This window comes from Pseudoalteromonas sp. Of11M-6 (genome assembly GCF_022347905.1).
Lineage (GTDB): Bacteria > Pseudomonadota > Gammaproteobacteria > Enterobacterales > Alteromonadaceae > Pseudoalteromonas.
The window spans coordinates 1-19,142 of record NZ_JAKRFW010000056.1 but is presented as its reverse complement, the minus strand read 5'-3'; the positions used below and the strand labels follow the sequence as shown (position 1 = coordinate 19,142).

Here is a 19,142-nt window from a genome sequence, read left to right as displayed (position 1 = left end):
CTCTCCTTCAATACGTTGCTGGTGTAGAGGTAGATGCGGATACTTATGCAGAATCAATACCATCATATAACCTTATGAAATATATAAACATTAAAGATTAGTGTATTGATTGGATGTAATCTTTACAGAACAGAGGAATGTAAATCTGGACTAGGTTAGCCCTAGTCCATCTTTATTATAATGAAGAGATAGAGGCTGAGTTTGTGCCAAACTCAAACACGTTCAATTTTCCGCATTGAGCAAAGTGATTATTGCTCGTGTATGGCGTGTCTTGTTGGTTAATATCCCCTTCCCAGCCTTGACCATTTTTCACGAATGCTTTTACTTCAAACCAACCGTTGAATGTTTTGCTACAGTCCATTTCTACTTCCAGCAACCAGTAATGTGCTCCCCATTGATTGAGTGACATGACGCCAAAACCATCGCTATCGTAACGCTTTTCCGCGCCCCAGCTAGGAGGCCAAATATTGGTTGTCCAATCCAGAGGGCTCCCTTCGGCGCCACTAGACTGCCCGGCTTCAGCCGCTAGCCAATCCAGCCTGTTATCAGCCACTTTCCAAGACGCAGTTGTCATGTTTCGCATGTTCAAATGTTTGACAGGTAAAGAGCAAAGCGTAGGGTCAGCGCTACAATCAATCCCGCGCTGCAATGCTGCGGCATGATCAAGGCCACCTCGGACGAACATATCCTGACCAGATTGCGTTTCTGCTTTAATAAAGACTAATGTGCGTTGCCAATCACCAATCTCTGGTGGTGTTGCCAGTTTACTTTGATGATGAATGGCTAAGGCATCCATAGCAGCTAAATTAATTTGTGCGTAACCATTGGTATCAACTTCGATGCTTCTACCCGCGCAGTTTCCTTGGCCGATACCTCCACTTAGCACATCACAATAGGTGCCCGCTGAAAGCCCCGTTTGCAGGCTTTGAACCATACTAGAAGATTCTCGGTTAATAGCGACAAAGCCTAAATCACCTCGGGAAAATGCAATTTGGTTATTACCATTGTCCCACCAATTTGCCACCGTCCAATTGCCATTAGTATGATTTCTAAACTGCATCGCACCTGCAATCATTGGGCGACGATGCTCACACAGCCATAGTTGGCTAGTACAGTTGAGGTTAGCGTTTTGATGAACAGGCACCGAAGGGCCACCAGCATCGGTGTCACCATTAAACTCGTAACTCGACATCACTTTAGGATAACCATAAGGATATGCCAGCATGAATACATTTGCTAAATCATACAGTTTGCCATCATGAAAGGTAACGATAGAGCCTGCACCACCGTGCCCGCGTTGGTTGTCATGATTGTCTGTAAATACCACGGCTTTATAACTTGGCATCATACCCCAAGCTTCGCCAAAGCTTTTTAACCAAGCCAACTTGCCTTGCTTAAATGTCTCACTCAGTTTAATGCTGTATTTAAACTCGGTGACTAAGCCATTTTGATGATATTCAGAAGCAGAAACCGCCTCACCTCCTTGATCAATCACCTCTTGGAAAACGACCGCTGGTTGATTTAACTTGGCTAACACATCGCCAATATCACTTGCAGGCATGTGCTTGCTTGCATCTAACCTAAACCCTGCCACGCCCAGAGACTGTAAATCGTTCAAAAAGCCCGCTAGGGTATTTTGTACGTAGCTCGCATCGGTGTCTAAATCATGAAGCCCCACGAGTTCGCAGTGCTGTACTCGCCATGCATTATTACCGTAGTCTTCAGGGTTTATTGCACAGGTGTTATGAAAATCTTGTGGACTATAGATAGGATATTGTTTGTTGCCAAAAGCGTTACCCGCAACTCCGATGCCGCTGCCATGGGCCATGTGGTTTATAACGGCATCAACATAGATGTCTACTCCGGCAGATTTACACCTTGCGACCATATCGGCAAATTCGGCTCGACTACCACTACGACTCGCTATCTCATAACTGACTGGCTGATAACGAGTCCACCATTGATCACCTGTGATATGCTCATTGGGTGGCGATACTTGCACAGCCGCGTAGCCTTTTGGCCCCAAAAATGTTTCACACTCCGTCGCAACATCTGCCCAAGACCACTCGAATAAATGAACGAATGTTGTTGGGTCGCCTTCAGCTGCATGTGCAGGTGTAACGCAACTGGATGTTAACAACACACCCGCTGCAATTTGATTTAGTTTTATATTTTTCATTATTGCGCCTCTTATTCACACAAGATTAACAATATAGAATTCCTAGCTAAACAATCTACTGAATACGTATGCATTAGTTTTACTAACAAGTAGCCTTACTAAGAAATAGCATAAACACCGAGTAGTATTTCAGCTTCAGCAATGAATGAACTCCTCTAGCAACTGAATCCTTGCTCGCCATATGCGAGAACATGAAAATTGCAATTAACAAATCAATAACCATTAAACAATTACATAAACACATGCTTTGAAATACAAAAAACCAACATTAGATAATATTTTTTTCTTATTTTTTTATTTTGATAGACATAAAGCTGTTGTTATAAATAAAACGAGAATTTTTTCTAAGTTTCTGTTTTAGGTTACGAATTTTTAGAAGAGTCATTCCAAGCTTCAAAACATCAACTACACTCAAATGACATCTTTGTATAAAAAACCCACAGAGATGTCATCCGAAGCAGTTCTATTAATGTTATCAACCTAGTAACTGAACCACTCAGGGGTCATTATGATTACACAGCGCTCACTTTTAAGCCGTGTTCGTAAGATTGTCTCTAACAGCTGCATAGCTGGCAGTATATTTTTCGCCTTAACCTCATCCGCATTTGCACTCGAAAATTGGCAAAAAGTCGAAAGGCTCACACCAACTGACGAAACTACCAATGCAGATGAATTAGTCTTTAAAGTCACCTTTGTTAACGCACATACCGTTGCGCCAACCGCCAGTGACTTTACGATTCTGGGCGATGAAAAAGACACCAATAACGACACAACTATTGATACAGGTAGTAAAACAACCGCATCAATCACACAAGTCACCGTCGACTCAGGTAATAGTTCAATTTACCATGTTACGCTCTCTGGAGGTGATCTTGCCAGCTACAACGGCGTTGTTGCGTTATTGCCTGCGAGTAACTCGATAAGACCTGAAGTGTTCGAAGCTTACTATGTTAGTAACGGCACTGAGCTACCAGCCTCTGATAAACTTATTGTATTTGATTACGCGGATCAAACTAGTGAACTGGGCAATGGTTACTTTGGAGCAACTGCTGCAGAAGCAAGAACCACAGCAGATGCCCTATGCAAAAGTAAATTTCTACGCAAGCATAACCGTCTAAACAATATTATTGATAGTTCTGCTTCAACAGCAGTAAGTAATGGACCGGTTAGAGCACATGCTGTAATTTCATTCTCTGCATCCGATGACATCGCCAGCCTTGACACTAATTACAGCCTACCTAGTGTTAATGTTTTTAATAGCGGAGGCACTAAGCTTGCTGACGCCAATTGGGATGACTTTGTCAACGGCACACTTAGCGCCCTTAATAGTAATGCATCCGACATGCTAGAAAATTCGGGCAACGTTAAGTATTTTTGGAGTTTCTCCGATTCGGGAGGCACTTTTAACGCTGCGAATAACTGTTCGGGCGGAACCTCACCTTCTAATACTGTCAAAGGTGTTGCCAACCAAAACGGCAGTTGGTATACCTTAATAGGCAGTGTGCCCTGTAACAACGCACTGAATTTAATTTGTGTCGCATGGCATGAATCAGCCTATTTAGATGCCAATATTTCCAATACCGCACCTACAATTAGTAACTTACCAGCAAGCTTTACTGTGACAGAAGATGTCGCAACAACGGTTGATCTATCAGCGGTCGTCTTAGCTGATAACGAAGATGACAACTTAACGGTTACCTTGGCTCTGGACAGTGGCACCATCGCAAGCACCGATGGTAATGGCACAGTGAGCAGCGTCACAGTGGCAGGAAGTGGCACTGCAAGTATGACATTAAGTGGGTCAGCGACTGCGCTTAATACCTATCTCGATGTGACGACTAAGCTAAATATCACCACGGAAACCGACAACACAGCGGCAATGACGCTCACGGTTACGCCGAATGATGGTACCGTTGATGGTGATGCAGCAACCAGCACCGTGAACGTCACGGCAGTCAACGATAAGCCAACCTTTACTTCCACAGCGGTCACTGCATCAACTGAGGATTCAGTGTACAAATATTCAATAGCCACCAGCGACCCTGACAAAGATGATGTCACCGTTTCTGTCTCGGCTAGCACCCCGCTTCCAAGTTGGCTAAGCTTAAATACAAGCACAGAAGCAACGGTGTCTACACTTGCAGGTCAAAGCTCTGGTTATGCCGATGGAACTGGGACTGCCGCCTCATTTAAATCTCCTTATGACGTTGCAACCGACAGTAACAACAATGTGTATGTTGCCGATTACAGTAACCATGTGATCCGTAAAATTACACCTGAGGGCGTTGTCACTACACTAGCTGGTTCTGGAACCGCAGGCTCTGATGAAGGCACTGGTAGTGCTGCTTCATTTAACTTTCCCAAAGCCGTAACAGTTGACGCTTCTGGCAATGTTTATGTTGCAGATTCTTCAAACAATAAAATCCGTAAGATCACCCCGGCAGGAGTAGTAACTACCTTTGCAGGCAGTGGTTCTCCTGGCAGCACGGACGGAACTGGCACAGCAGCCACTTTTGCTGCACCAACAGGTATCATGATTGACAGCAACGGAAATCTATTTGTCGTAGAAACGAACCCTCATATCGTTCGTAAAATAACCCCTGCAGGCGTCGTAACCACGTTTGCGGGTAGTAAAGGGTCTTCTGGGTTTACTGATGCAACAGGAACATCGGCAAAATTCAACTTCCCCTATAATGGCGGTAGTAGTAGCAACAACGACCTATTTATAGCGGACCGCAACAATCACGCTATTCGTAAAGTCACCTCGGCAAGTGTTGTAACCACTTTTGCAGGAACGGGATCGGCGGGTTCGGCTAATGGCACAGGAACGCAAGCAAGCTTTAATAAGCCATACGATATCGCACTAGACAGCGCCGATAACCTTTATGTATCCGAGCAAACGGGCCACACTATTCGCAAGATAACCAGTGCAGGCGTAGTAACCACTTTTGCAGGAAGTGCCGGAGTCTCAGGAAGTACAGATGGTTTAGCGAGTGTGGCACGCTTCAGCCAACCCTTTGGTATTGCAGTAGACAGCAATGGCATCGTTTATGTTGCAGATACCGGCAACCATCGAATTCGAAAAATATCACCGGCAGAGACGACGTTGACGGGTACGCCTAGCAATGACGATGTTGGCGATCACTATATTTGTTTAATTGTTTCCGACGGTACTGAAACCAGCGAGCAATGCTTTACCATTACGGTTACAAACGTCAATGATGCGCCCGTTGTCGCAACTAACACGGGTTTAACCTTAGATGGTGGTACAACAATAAACATCACGAGTTCAGCTCTGTCTGCAAGCGATGTTGATGACAGTGGTACAGGTTTAACGTACACAGTAACTACCTTGCCAAGTCACGGAAGCCTCTTTGTTGATGCCAACAGTAATGACAGCTTAGACAGTGGTGAAGCGCTCGGCAGCAATGGTACGTTCACACAAGCTGATATTGAAAATGGCAACTTATTTTATGCCCACGACGACTCTCAAAATGCGAGTGACAGTTTTGTCTTTTCACTAGAGGATGGCTTGGAAGACGGTGTTACCGCAATTACCAATCAAACATTTAGCTTTGTTGTTGAGTTAAATAAAGCACCGGTTATCAGCGGTACTCCAGCGGCGACCGTCAACGAAAACGTTGCATATAGTTTTACGCCTATCGCAACCGACGAAGATAACGACACCTTAACATTTAGCATCACCAATAAACCAAGCTGGGCAACCTTTAGCACCTCAACCGGTAGTTTAACGGGAACACCTAGTTATACCGATGCAGGTGCATACAATGGTATTGTTATTACAGTGAGTGATGGCACAGCCAGTGATACCTTAAATTTTGATATTACTGTCGCTAACGTGAACCGCACACCAAGTATTAGTGGGACACCTGCGACTAGTGTTGATGAAAATAGCAGTTATAGCTTTACTCCAACAGCCTCTGATCCTGATGGAGATACGCTTACTTTCAGTATCACCAATAAACCAAGTTGGGCCACTTTCAGTACCAGTACAGGAGCCTTGAGCGGCACGCCAAGCTTTACTGATGCTGGCGACTACAACGGTATTGTAGTAACAGTCAGCGATGGTACCGCAACACAAACGCTGAACTTTAATATTAATGTTGTAAATGTGAACCGTTCCCCCTCAATTAGTGGCTCTCCATCCACTTCAGTGCTTGAAGGCGGTACTTATAATTTCACACCAACCGCAAGTGACCCTGATAATGACAACCTAAGCTTCTCTATTGCCAATAAGCCGATCTGGGCATCATTTAGTTCAACTACTGGGGCGTTAACTGGAACTCCTAACTTCAATCAGGCAGGTACTTACAGTGGCATAGTCATTACAGTTAGTGACGGTAGCGCCTCTCAAAATCTGACCTTCTCAATCGCTGTAACAGATGTAAATCGCGCACCTACCATTACGGGTACGCCAGCAACCACTGTGAATGAGGGAGTAATTTATAGCTTCACCCCTAGTGCTTCCGATGAGGATAATGATAACCTTTCCTTTAGCATTACCAACGCGCCTGATTGGGCTACATTCAGTAGTACAACGGGTACGCTAACAGGTACTCCTACCTTTAATGATGGTGGTGAGCAATACAACATCACAATCAGTGTTAGTGATGGTAATGAAAGCGCAAACCTTAACTTCACGCTAAGCGTAGTCAACATCAATCGTTTACCGACGATAAGTGGTACTCCTGGCGTAAAAGTCACAGTGGGGGAAAACTATAGCTTTGTACCTGCTGCAACGGATGAAGATGAGGACACATTAAGCTTTACGATCACTAATAAGCCAAGCTGGGCTCTATTCTCAGCATCAACCGGTGAGCTATCTGGTACTCCGTCAGAGACAGATATTGGTACGACTAGCGGTATTCAAATCAGCGTTAGTGACGGTACAGACAATGCGAGTTTACCAGCATTTAACCTTGAAGTGGTTGCAGAGAATACGGCACCAGAAGGTGAAAACCTCTCGCTCACTGTTAAAGAAGATACGTCTTTGACTATTCTGCCGACATTACAAGATGCCGAAGATGATACCTTAACGCTGACAATTGGTAGTCAGCCAGCAAATGGGTCATTAACCAACAGCGGTGCAGGCTGGGTATATCAACCAGAAGCTGACTTCAATGGGGACGATAGTTTTACCTATTCAGTGAGCGATGGAGAGCTGCAAAGTGATAACTATACCGTTACATTGACTATCACACCTGTAAATGATTTACCTATTGCGAATAGTGATAGCTTCCAGCTTGATGGTTCAGCCAATAATACATTCACCCTTGATGTGCTAGCGAATGATACCGATGTAGATGGTGATACCCTCGTTATTGAAGGTGTCAAGGCAAGTTTAGGCAACGCCAGCGTAGTCGACAATGCTCTGCAGTACACTGCTCCAAGTAACTTCGCGGGCTCTGTTACTCTGAACTACGCCATTCGTGATGGTCATGGTGGTCGAGCTAAAGCAAATGCACTATTAGAAATAAGTGGTGCAGTCAATGGTGAACCTCCTGTTGTCACCGCCCCAGCAGATCTAGAGATTAATGCGACAGGGCTATTTACCAAGGTAAACCTGGGTACTGCGACAGCACTTAATAGCAGCGGTGAGCCTTTACCCGTTACGCTTACAGAAGGTAAAACCATATTTGCACCAGGAGAGCATAACGTCTACTGGCAAGCAACAGACGCAGACGGTAACTTAGGAACAGATCAACAGTTGTTGAGAGTGAATCCGCTAGTGTCGTTGAGTAAAGATAAAACCATTGCTGAAGGCAGTAAGGTAGATATTCAAGTGCTACTAAATGGCCCTGCTCCGCAATATCCTGTAACTGTCGATTATACCGTAACAGGTAGTGCAATATCAGGTGTTGATCATGACTTGAGTAGCGGCTCGGTGACGATAAGCTCGGGCACGAAAGCCAACATTTCAATTCAAACAGTTGCAGATGGTGAGTTTGAGGGCGATGAGACGATCACGGTCAGCTTAAATAACGGTATTAACCTTGGTGCAAAACGGGAAACCACTATTACAGTGAGCGAGCAAAATATTGCGCCGGATGTCTCACTAGTTGTGACTCAGAATGACCAAAACCGGCTAACCGTTAGCCAAGATGAAGGAATTGTATCTGTCGTTGCAACGGTGGCCGATCCAAATGCTGGCGACACAGTGACGAACGCATGGAAAGTAACAGGTATGACTTCCGATCAATATACGGAGGACACACTGCAACTAAGCTTTAACCCTCAAGAACTGCAAGCGGGGACATACAAGATCACGCATACAGCAACTGACTCTAGTAGTGCGCAAGATAGTGAGAGCGTATTTATTCAAGTGACCCAGTCATTGCAACAGTTATCTGATACGGAAGATACGGATGGCGATCTTATCCCTGATAGTCAAGAGGGTTACGCCGATGATGATGGAGACGGGATCCCTGATTTCCAAGACGCTATCACCGAGTGTAACGTTATGCCTCAGGAAGTAGTGACGCAGGACGGCTTCTTAGTCGAAGGTAACCCTGGAGTCTGTTTACGTAAGGGCGAGTTTACTGCTAGTGGTGAAACCGGTGGCCTACTGATGACAGATGACGAGGGTAATTCACAACTAGGTGACGATGATGATGCACAAATCACTGGCGGCTTGTTTGACTTTATTGCTTACGGGCTACCGAAAGCAGGTCAAGTATATCAGCTAGTGATGCCACAGCGCCTACCTATCCCAAGAGATGCTGTATATCGTAAGTTTAAAGCGTCCTCAGGTCTTTGGGTGAACTTTGTGGAAGACGCAAATAACCTCGTCTTTAGTGCGGAAGGTGAGCCTGGCATTTGTCCTCCTCCAGGAGATGAAAGCTGGTCTGAGGGCCTGACAGAAGGACATTGGTGTGTGCAACTTCAGATAGAAGATGGTGGTATCAATGATGACGATGGTGAAGCAAACGGTAGTATTGTGGATCCAGGTGGTGTCGGTGTACTGCTATCTAATAATCAGATGCCTGTAGCGCTAGACGATACAATTAGTATGAAGTGGAACACCAATATTACTATCGATGTTTTAGCGAATGACACTGATGCTGATGGAGATATGCTCACCGTGGCAAATGCTTCTGCAAGCTTTGGCGATGTACAAATTAATCCAGATAATACTCTGTACTATACACCAAACACGGGGTATGTCGGAGTAGATACGCTGAGTTACGCCATAACCGATGGTAATGGAGGAACCGCAGGAGCGAGCGTAGTAATTACTGTAGTTGCCAATACGGCTCCCATAACGGTTTCCGATGTTGCAACAGTTGTTTCTGGAAAGCCAATTACCATTAATGTTCTAGCAAACGACAGTGATAGCGATGGCGATATGCTGCAAGTAACTGAGGCAACGGCACAGCACGGTAGTGTCGCAGTTAATGCTGACTACAGCTTAACCTATCAGTCAAATGCTGGGTTTGTTGGCAGTGAAACCGTTACCTACACAATCACAGATGGTGAAGCGAGTGTTCAAGGTAGTGTGAATATTACAGTCAACAAAGCACCTACTGATACCGTCACGAACAAGAGTGATAGTGGTAGTATGCCGGTATGGTTGATTTGGCTCAGCCTTGCATTTGTAGTAATTCGCCGGTGGCAAGCTATAACACGTTAGCGACCTGAACAGGTTAAAAACCACACTAGAAAGGGGTAATGAAGTTTCACTTCATTACCCCTTTCTTTTTGCGATAAAGCACTGTGGCGATAGAGCCGAGCATGCTCGGTTACTCACTCATCTAATTGATACTTTTTAAGTGTCGCTTTATAAATACCATTAGTCTGTAGTAGTAAAAGGCCTTTATCGAACAATTCAATAACTTCCATTGCTTTTGGATGGGATTTGCTAATACCGATATGAAGAGGCCATTGTGCAATGGTCGATTGATGTACTTTAAGGTGATGAAATTCAGTGTGTTGACTCCGTAAATAGGCAAAGGCAAGCTCATCGCTTACTACGGCTTCTACTCGCTGCTTATTAAGGAGTGATAAACAAGAGGTCAAATTTGTGAGCTTTTCTAAACGAATTTGCGAAATCTGCGCGAGCGCAATTTCAGAACGAAAACCCCGAATAGCGCATACACTCAACCCCTTTAGATCTTCCAAGTGCTCAAAGTTAATCTCAGATTCTGTACGTGAAATAAGTACAAGCCGGTTACTGTAATAAGCTTTGCTAAAAACAAAACGTTCATCGCGACTGTCCGAACGCCATAATGCGGGGATAATATCGACCTGCCCTTTCTCTACCATTCGCATGGCACGACTGAAAGGCGTAATAAGCATTTCAAAATCTTGATTCTCTGCCTTAAATGCCGCACGAACTAAATCTACAGTAAAACCAGAATCTTCATCAATGACATAGGGAGGCCAAACATTATGCGCCCCCACTATGGCATCATTTGCAGATGATGTGCACGACAGGGCAATAAGCAGGAGGCATGACTGTCTTAAACTTTTTATCGCCATGTCCACTCTCTCCCACTTTTACCTTCAAACTAAGTTGGCTGACAACTTTGCCATAAATGTTTGCTCCGACCCTAATTGAGTATAGCGCAACCGTTGCATCACGAAATATACACATACTTGCTCACTGGCAACGTTTGAATATGGCATAAAATTCAACGACTTTTGTCCTTCAACACACAATTTAGTGTAAACCAATGTAAACAAACCGTGAAGTTTAATTGAATTGTCATCAATAGCGCTTAAAATACTGCGTCCGAATAAAAATTCGGATAATTCTAATACACGGGAAAATTAAAAAATGATTAAAAAATCTATCCTAGCTTCAGCTATTGCATTAGCTTGCCTAAATGCACAAGCAGAAGTGATTATCTCTGAGTATGTTGAAGGTAGCAGTTATAACAAAGCCATTGAGCTCTACAATGGTAGTGATGCAGCTGTCAATCTAACTGGTTACTCAGTCAACTTTTTCTTTAATGGCGCAACAGAAGCTCGCACGAATATAGAACTAAGTGGTGAACTTGCGGCTAAATCAACTTATGTTATTGCTCATGCTGACTCAGCAGCAGAGATCATTGCAAAAGCACAGTTAACAAACACAAGTAGCTGGTTTAATGGTGATGATGCCGTTACGCTTACGCTCAATGGTGCAGTTGTTGATAGCCTAGGTCAGGTTGGTGTCGACCCAGGTAGTGAATGGATTGATGGCGATATTAGAACAAAAGATAAAACGCTTGTCAGAGATCCTGCAATAACAACTGGCCGCACCGATGCAACTTCTGCATTTGTTGGCACTGGACAATGGCTTGCACTTGCGAAGGACGATTTTAGCAACCTAGGTATCCACATTAATGGCGGTGACGTACCTGAGCCAGAGCCAGTTATTTGTGGCGAAAATAATACCTTGATAAGTGCCATTCAGGGCGCAGGCGATGCAAGTCCATTGGCTGGAGAAACGGTTGAAGTTCAAGCTGTTGTCACTGCAAGCCTACAATCAGATGCAGGGCTTGGCGGCTTCTTCCTTCAAGAAGAAAGCACTGACTATGATGCTGATAATAATACTTCCGAAGGTATTTTTGTCGTATATACCGCAACTCCAGTAAGCACAGGAGATGTGGTTAAATTACGTGGTAAAGTTGAAGAGAAGTATGGTCAAACTCAACTTATTAACGTCGACGCAATTGAGCTATGCGGTTCTGCAACGGCTTCAGCGACTACCGTTACTTTACCTGCAGAGAATGGCCTTGAAGCCTACGAGGGCATGTTGGTTTCGATTTCAAATGAGTTGGTCGTTAACGATACATACGGACTTGCACGTTACGGCGAAGTACGCCTAGGTACTGAACGTTTGTATCAAAGCACTCAAGTAGCAACTCCTGGAGATGCAGCAAACCAGCTAGAAGCAGAGAACAAGCGCAAAGAAATTTTACTTGATGATGGTTCATCAGTACAAAACCCTGAGGTTATTCCTTACCCATCACCCACACTTGATGCCTATAACACCTTACGACTGGGCGATTCTGTGACGGGCCTTGAGGGTGTAATGGGATATGGTTATAGCCAATACCGTATTCACCCAACATCAACACCAAACTTTGTTCATACTAATCTACGTACAGAAGCACCTCAGGTAGAAGTGCGTGGAGATTTACGTATTGCTAGCTTCAACGTATTAAACTACTTCAATGGTGACGGTCAAGGTGCAGGTTTCCCAACGTCACGAGGCGCTGACAATCTAGAAGAGTTTGAACGCCAAAAAGCAAAAACGGTTGCTGCAATTTCGGCGCTCGATGCCGATATTATCGGTCTGCTAGAAGTAGAGAACGATGGCTTTGGTGAGTTTAGTGCGATTGCCGACCTCGTTAACGCTTTAAATGCAGCAGACTCTGCTAATACTTACGCATTTGTAAACCTAAATGTTGATCAAGTAGGTGGGGATGCAATTACATCCGGTATCATCTATCGTAGTAACAAAGTAGCTGAAGTAGGCACGCCAGCATTTACCGAAGCCGTACCATTTGATTACGGTAACCGCCCTCCTGTCGTACAAACTTTCAAAGAGGCAAACGGCGACGAAGTCTTCACTGTGGTAATGGCTCACTTACGCTCTAAAGGCAGTTGTTCAAAAGCTGAGGGCTTAGATCAAGACCAAAATGATGGTCAAGGTTGTTGGAACCAAACTCGAGTCACAGCGGTTAATACCCTAGCAACTTGGCTTGGTACAAATCCGACAGGGATTGCAGAAGATGATGTGATTATTCTAGGTGACATGAACGCGTACGCTCAGGAAGATCCAATCAACACCTATGTCGAGAATGGTTATGCTAACATTAAGCAAACGCTTCATGGCAGTAGCTTAGATTACTCATACGTGTATCAAGGGCGTATCGGTAGCCTAGATCACGCCTTTGCTTCAAACACGATGATGGAAAAAGTAAAGTCAGTAACGGATTGGCATATCAATGCTGACGAACCCGTTGCGCTAGACTACAACACTGAGTACAAGTCAGATACTCACAAAGCAAGTCTTTACGCAACACACGCTTATCGCGCATCGGATCATGACCCAGTGGTTATCGACCTAAACCTTGCTAAAGAGCCGACGATTATTGAAGGCGAGTTTACAGGCCTTGCAGGTTGGTTCTGGTGGCAACATCGCTCAATCGAGCTACCAGCGGGCTTTGATAAACTAGAAGTGTCAATCACAGGTCAAGGCGAAGCAGACCTATATGTGCGCCATAAGAAAATGCCAAACTTCTTCAAGTACGACTGTCGTCCATACCTTTGGGGGAGTGAAGAAAGCTGTGTATTTGACGAGCCTGCAGAAGGTAAATGGAATTTCCGCCTGCGCGGCCTATTCCCTTATTACAATGTAACTATCAAATATAAAGCGACAAAAGCGAATTAATTGCTGCTTTAACGTAAAACCCAAGAGCCAAGGCTCTTGGGTTTTTCTTAGCATTGTAGGTCACTCCTAAACGAGCATAGCCCCACCATCACTCACTATCGATGCGCCCGTTATATAACTGTCATTCATCAAAAACAAATATGCATTGGAAATTTGAGAATCACTTCCAAGACCTAGAGGAATTTTTTCCTCCAACTCTTTCAATGTTTTAAATCCTGGTGAAACGGTATTGACCCGAATAGGAGCAAGCTCAATTGCCAAAGCCTTCCCAAGTGACTCAACTGCACCGCTTATCGTACTTAATGTTGAGTACCCATTGTAAGGGCGTTTACCTAATGTTCCCGACGAAAACACAATACTCCCGCCATCGTTAATATATTGGTGAGCCAATTTAGCAAAGCTATACTGCCCCCAAAACTTAGTATCGAAAGCATGACGAACTTCTTTGAGGTCGAGTTCTAAAAATGGAGAAACAATGAGTGGAGACTTAACAGTAAAAATAAGATGATCAATTTTTCCTATTTTCTCAAGTAGGTTTTTAATCTCACTTTCAACCGTAATATCAACCGAATAACAAGTACAACTTTCAAGATATGGCTGACTTCTAATGCTAGCTTGTTTGTCAAATGCAGATCTCGAGGCTATTAATACCTCACCTCCATCTTCACTTACGCGTTTTGCCAATGCGAGGCCAATACCTGTACTCCCACCAACAATTAATACCTTTTTTCCTTTCATTCCTTTTCTTCAACTCCTCTAACGTAAAAATCACAGCAGAGCCAAGCCCCATTATTTAGTACTTGACTACTGCTTTACGTTATATTGGGCTTAGAACCAAAATATCAACATTAAATTAACAACCCAACCCCCGTTTAATGAACGGCCATTTTTGTTGAGTATATTGCTCACGGTCATCTTTGTATTCTTGTACTAACGCCTGCTTCAACGCGCAATACTCAGCTCTTAAAACTGATGATGCTCTTAATTTTTCCCTAAAAGAAATACGCTCTTGCCAAAGTAGGCTGTTGAAAGGAACAAGGTGTAAGTGATGGGTTCTAAACTCAGGCGTTGGTTTGCAAAACCAGTGCATTACGTCAGCTTTATAGGGGTAATAACAATAACCGTGTTGAGTGAGCACTTGGATGGCTTCTTTTGACGCTATTAGCGACTTAACACCCACCATAATATCTATCACAGGCTTAGCAACCATACCAACCACCGCTGTACTACCCACATGCTCAATACCACCTTCAATCCAAGGGCAAAGCAAAGGCGCTAACCTTCGCTTTTCCACTTGGAACATTCGTGGCCAATCTTGATTATATTTAGAAAGTGAAATAGCTTGGTCTGCCATTGAAAGGAAAGTCCTGTAGTTGCTCTAAGTTTGGTTCGGAACAGTATACAGCTAAAGCAAAGCTTTGCTCATCACCACGACATCAACACCTTGGTAATTGACGTTTTCGAGCTGTTTTTCGTCCCCTGCTTCCGATAAAGTCCACCTTCGGAGGGCTAACACAGACACCCACCATAATTTGCATTTATATTATGGTAGGTGTCTGCTATCTGTGCTATCTACACACCACCTTTATCACAAAAACCAACGTCTAGTAAAAATGCTACGTATGCGAATCACTGTTAAATTGTTATATGAATTCCCGATTGAAGCGTCGAACTTTTGTACGCCTACTTTTCATAGGTGATGACGTTTTAAGCTGAGTCATGCGCCCCAAAACCCGTTGTTCATACTACGCAATATCGTAGAAATCATGCTTACTTAAGCTTGACATAAGTAAAAGTACTCGTTAATCGTAGGCTTAAGTTCAATATGTAAGTCTTCGAGTTTCCAGTCTCGACACTCTTCGTGGAAGCTTTCGGCAAGTGAGCCCAATTGCTTCCATTTATAGCTAGTTTCTGGGCAATCACGTGTTGATTTTGAGAACTTAGGCGGTGCCATTTAAGAACGAGTTTCTCCCAACCAATCAAGTGAGCCACCGTATCACTAACGCTAATGAGTGTATCTTAAATACAATCTTGATCTTTGTCTCTGAAAGTCATTTCTAAAAAATGGACTAGTTTCACATTAAGAGCCTTCAACCAACCGTGAAGATTAATATTCAACCAAATGTACACTTAATTGCTTTACTAAAACTTTACATCTATGTATTGTACTTCCAGTTATATAACAAAAGGAATGTATATAATGAAATTGGAATCAGTAAAAAGAACAACTTTAACGGGTTGCTATATCCTAGAAAACTTAAAGGTAATAACGCTTCTAACTGCTGCTTGGTTCATACCATTCGCTGCAGCGATACCTCCAGAAAAGGGGGTAACAGAAAGTACTTTTACCTCTGAAAAGGAGGTAACAGAGAACACTTTTACCTCTGAAGAGGAGGTAGCAGAGAGCGCTTTTACCTCTGAAGAGCGATATAGTGTAGCAGCAGATAATTATGGTGTACTTTCCCATGATTTGCTGGGCGAGCAACATGATGCTTACACTGGAGAAGTGGGTTTCGCTCAAACCGACTTAATTATTCCGACCAATAGTGACTTAAAACTTAAGATCAAGCGAATTAAAGGGGGCCAATCAAGTTCTTCCTATAAGATATTTGGAGATTGGTCATTAGATTTACCAAGACTTTATGGTCCCATTAGAGCTAATTTCCATAGTGGGGTTGACCGTTGCACAACCATTGGGTGGAATGCCACCAAAACACTGCGCCCAGGTATCGAACCTGAAGACAACCAGAATGGACCATTGTTGGCTGGTTTGTCCACGTCCATGCAGCTTTATGGAAAAAATGTAACTTACTCCTTACCAGCTAATGCATACTTCTTGAATAAAGAAAACTGGGTAATCAGTTGTTCAAACGGTATTTATAGCGCCAAATCTCCGGATGGTACTACTTATACTTTTGGCCAAATTGCTTACTCTCGATTTGACACCATATATCAGGGACTTAGCGCAACTAAACCTGCTGGACGCTCAATGGTGACGTTACTTCTCTCCAAAGAGCAAGACGTGCACGGTAACTCGATATCTTATACCTACAGTGATGCAAAGTTAACCAAAATCCAAAGTAATGAAACCAATGGAGCAAGCATTCTCTTAACGTATAACGCTGATGGAATGGTTTCAAAAATCACCTCAAACGGACGAAGTTGGTTATACTCATACACCGATGGAGATTTAACTAAAGTCACTTTACCAGACTCTCGATATTGGAAATTTGCTCTTGCAGCTCTCATACCGGAACGCCCTCCCTCGAAATATGATCAAGTAATAGAAACTGGAACGGGAACAATACAACATCCTAACGGTACTATTGGTACCTTTAATGTAAGAGAAACTCTGCATGCCCGCTCAAATGTTCCTAAAGAAAAGAATATGAGTACCGGACGATATTTTGTAGATATAGATAGCAGTCATATGTCTCTTGTTAGAAAATCGATATCGGGCCCAGGTCTTCCTTCAATGATTTGGACTTACAACTATTCAGAAAACGGCGGTGGAAGAGTTGGTGAAAACGTTTCTGACAGTAAATATATTAAAATTACAAACCCTGAAGGGGTAGCAACCAAAATAACATATTCGCGACGTTTCGGATGGCGGGAAGGACTGATTTTAAGTGAAGAAGTGTATGATGGCGGTTTAGTTTCTAAAACTGAAAATACTTGGACCAAAGGTGGTGTAATAGGCAAATCGATAAATGGACTGACTTATTTATTAGAGGGGTATACCCATAAAACACAGAAAACCAAATCCGTATATAGTGAGTATCGAGTAGGTGGAACTGATACGTATACAACTAACTATAGTAACTTTACAAAGTACGGCTCTCCAAAAACGGTAACTGAAACAGGAAATGTTGGCAGCAGAACTCAAACCCTAAGTTACTATAGCAATAGTTCAAAGTGGTTATTGGATATTTTGGCGAATAGAACCATTGGTAATGATTTGTCGATAACCCGCACTCACAATGCTAATGGCCAGCTAATAAGTGAAACCAAAAATGGTGTGAGTAAAACCTTTGGATATACCGGTGCGTTATTGACGTCGGTCAAAGATGCTAGAGGATATACAACAACTTATAGCAATTACTATAGAGGCATTCCTAGAGCTATAACCTACCCAATCGGTTCTATGAAAGCCACAGTGAATTACTTTGGTAAGCTCTCTAGCTTTACCAATCAAAACGGTGACTCTTTTCGTTATACTTATGACACTAATAATCGCGTAACCTTTATTAATTTGCCTACTGGCGATGACATCAGTTATACCTATGGAACGAATAGTGTTACTAAAATACAAGGCAACTACAAACAAGTAGATAAGTTGGATGGACTTAATCGTAGCTATTTGACATCTTACCAAGATACTCACCTGAATATAACACGATATCAAAATAGAGCATTTAATAGTGATAACAAACTAAAGTTTGAATCTATTATGTCCTTGCAGAGCACTGAGCCACGTCGTGTATCACTTGAATACGATGCTATTGGTCGGCTTACGACATTAACCTCTCCAATCTCCAGCAGCATATATAAATACTTAAGCAACAATATAACAAAAATTACAGACGGTCGAGGGGCAAGCACAACTAACCATTATGCAGGTTACGGTAGTGCTGACGATGGATATGTCTATCAGATTAATACCCCTTCATCCAGTGGGACAATTATCACTTCATTTAGTAAAAATAGTGTTGGTAAGTTGCTTTCAGTAACACAAGGAGGGTATAGCATTTTATATGGTTACCATCCGACTTATAAAGATTACATCACTTCAGAAGTATACCCAGCATTCGGTCATTACTACGGAAGAGATGCTTTAGGTAATATCACCAGTTCACGGACAGACGGCAGCGGCACAACGTATTATACCTATGATGCACTTAATCGTAGAATATTAGCTAATTACCCTGGCTCGACAAAAGATATTAGCTATTCCTATAAACCAACGGGTGAATTACTCAGAGCTGTAAATGGGGTTGGAGATGTCTCGTATCGCTATGACAAACTTGGGCGAGTCATCGCGCGCTCAACGTTAGTGGATGGCACCGACTATGATTTTACTTATGCATACTCTGGAAATGGTGGCTTAAGCAACATAACGTACCCAGACAATTCAGTCGTTTATTACGCACCAAACGCATTTAAAGAACCAACAAAGGCTTCAAATTACGTAACGGATGTTTTGTATGAACCTACAGGAGCTCTAAAGAGCTTCAGCTATGGAAATGGTCTGAAATATGTGCTCAATACAGACAGCAGTAAAATGCGAGTGGCAAGTATATGGGGCAAAAATGGTTCAAACTTCTTGATAAAGAAATCATACTCCTATGACGCACAGAGCAATATTACATCTATAACAGATGGAATTAATAGTTCCCACAGTATCAGTAACATCCTATATGATAATGCAGAGCGGATACTGAGTGCCTATTCCTCAGCTTGGGGGGGCTCACGCAAGTTCGGGTATGATAAAACTGGCAATATCACTAGCAAAACTGTTAATGGTATTACTAATATTTATAACTACGATACTAACAACCA

At 43.1% G+C, this 19,142-nt stretch carries 7 protein-coding genes and 1 pseudogene; 3 read left to right on the top strand and 5 right to left on the bottom strand.

What is annotated here, in order from left to right; genetic code table 11:
• Positions 1 to 175 precede the first annotated feature (175 nt).
• On the bottom strand, positions 176 to 2,179 hold the full coding sequence (locus MHN32_RS20335) for an alpha-amylase family protein (protein ID WP_239422653.1): 2,004 nt from the start codon (positions 2,177 to 2,179) through the stop codon (positions 176 to 178).
• 508 nt (positions 2,180 to 2,687) lie between these two features.
• On the opposite strand from MHN32_RS20335, the gene MHN32_RS20330 reads away from it, so the two are divergent.
• Positions 2,688 to 9,830, top strand: a complete 7,143-nt coding sequence (locus MHN32_RS20330) for an Ig-like domain-containing protein (protein WP_239422652.1) — start codon at positions 2,688 to 2,690, stop codon at positions 9,828 to 9,830.
• A gap of 113 nt (positions 9,831 to 9,943) precedes the next feature.
• Here the strand turns inward: MHN32_RS20330 and MHN32_RS20325 are convergent, their stop codons facing one another.
• Positions 9,944 to 10,678, bottom strand: a complete 735-nt coding sequence (locus MHN32_RS20325) for a transporter substrate-binding domain-containing protein (protein ID WP_239422651.1) — start codon at positions 10,676 to 10,678, stop codon at positions 9,944 to 9,946.
• A gap of 298 nt (positions 10,679 to 10,976) precedes the next feature.
• Between MHN32_RS20325 and MHN32_RS20320 the strand changes: the two genes are divergently transcribed.
• Positions 10,977 to 13,583: an ExeM/NucH family extracellular endonuclease gene (locus tag MHN32_RS20320; protein ID WP_239422650.1), complete on the top strand. Its 2,607-nt coding sequence runs from the start codon at positions 10,977 to 10,979 to the stop codon at positions 13,581 to 13,583.
• 66 nt (positions 13,584 to 13,649) lie between these two features.
• On the opposite strand, the gene MHN32_RS20315 is transcribed toward MHN32_RS20320, so the two are convergent.
• The 3 genes and pseudogenes from MHN32_RS20315 to MHN32_RS20305 all read right to left on the bottom strand — a co-directional run.
• Entirely contained in the window at positions 13,650 to 14,321 is a 672-nt protein-coding gene (locus MHN32_RS20315) for an SDR family oxidoreductase (protein WP_102058479.1), read from the bottom strand.
• A 115-nt stretch (positions 14,322 to 14,436) separates the two neighbouring features.
• Positions 14,437 to 14,937 (bottom strand): GrpB family protein, encoded by a 501-nt coding sequence (locus MHN32_RS20310; protein WP_239422649.1) that lies wholly within the window; start codon positions 14,935 to 14,937, stop codon positions 14,437 to 14,439.
• A gap of 289 nt (positions 14,938 to 15,226) precedes the next feature.
• Positions 15,227 to 15,599: pseudogene (locus tag MHN32_RS20305) on the bottom strand (ClbS/DfsB family four-helix bundle protein); the annotation flags it as partial.
• 184 nt (positions 15,600 to 15,783) lie between these two features.
• Between MHN32_RS20305 and MHN32_RS20300 the strand changes: the two are divergent.
• A partial coding sequence (locus MHN32_RS20300) for a hypothetical protein (protein WP_239422648.1) occupies positions 15,784 to 19,142 on the top strand: 3,359 nt, incomplete at its 3' end.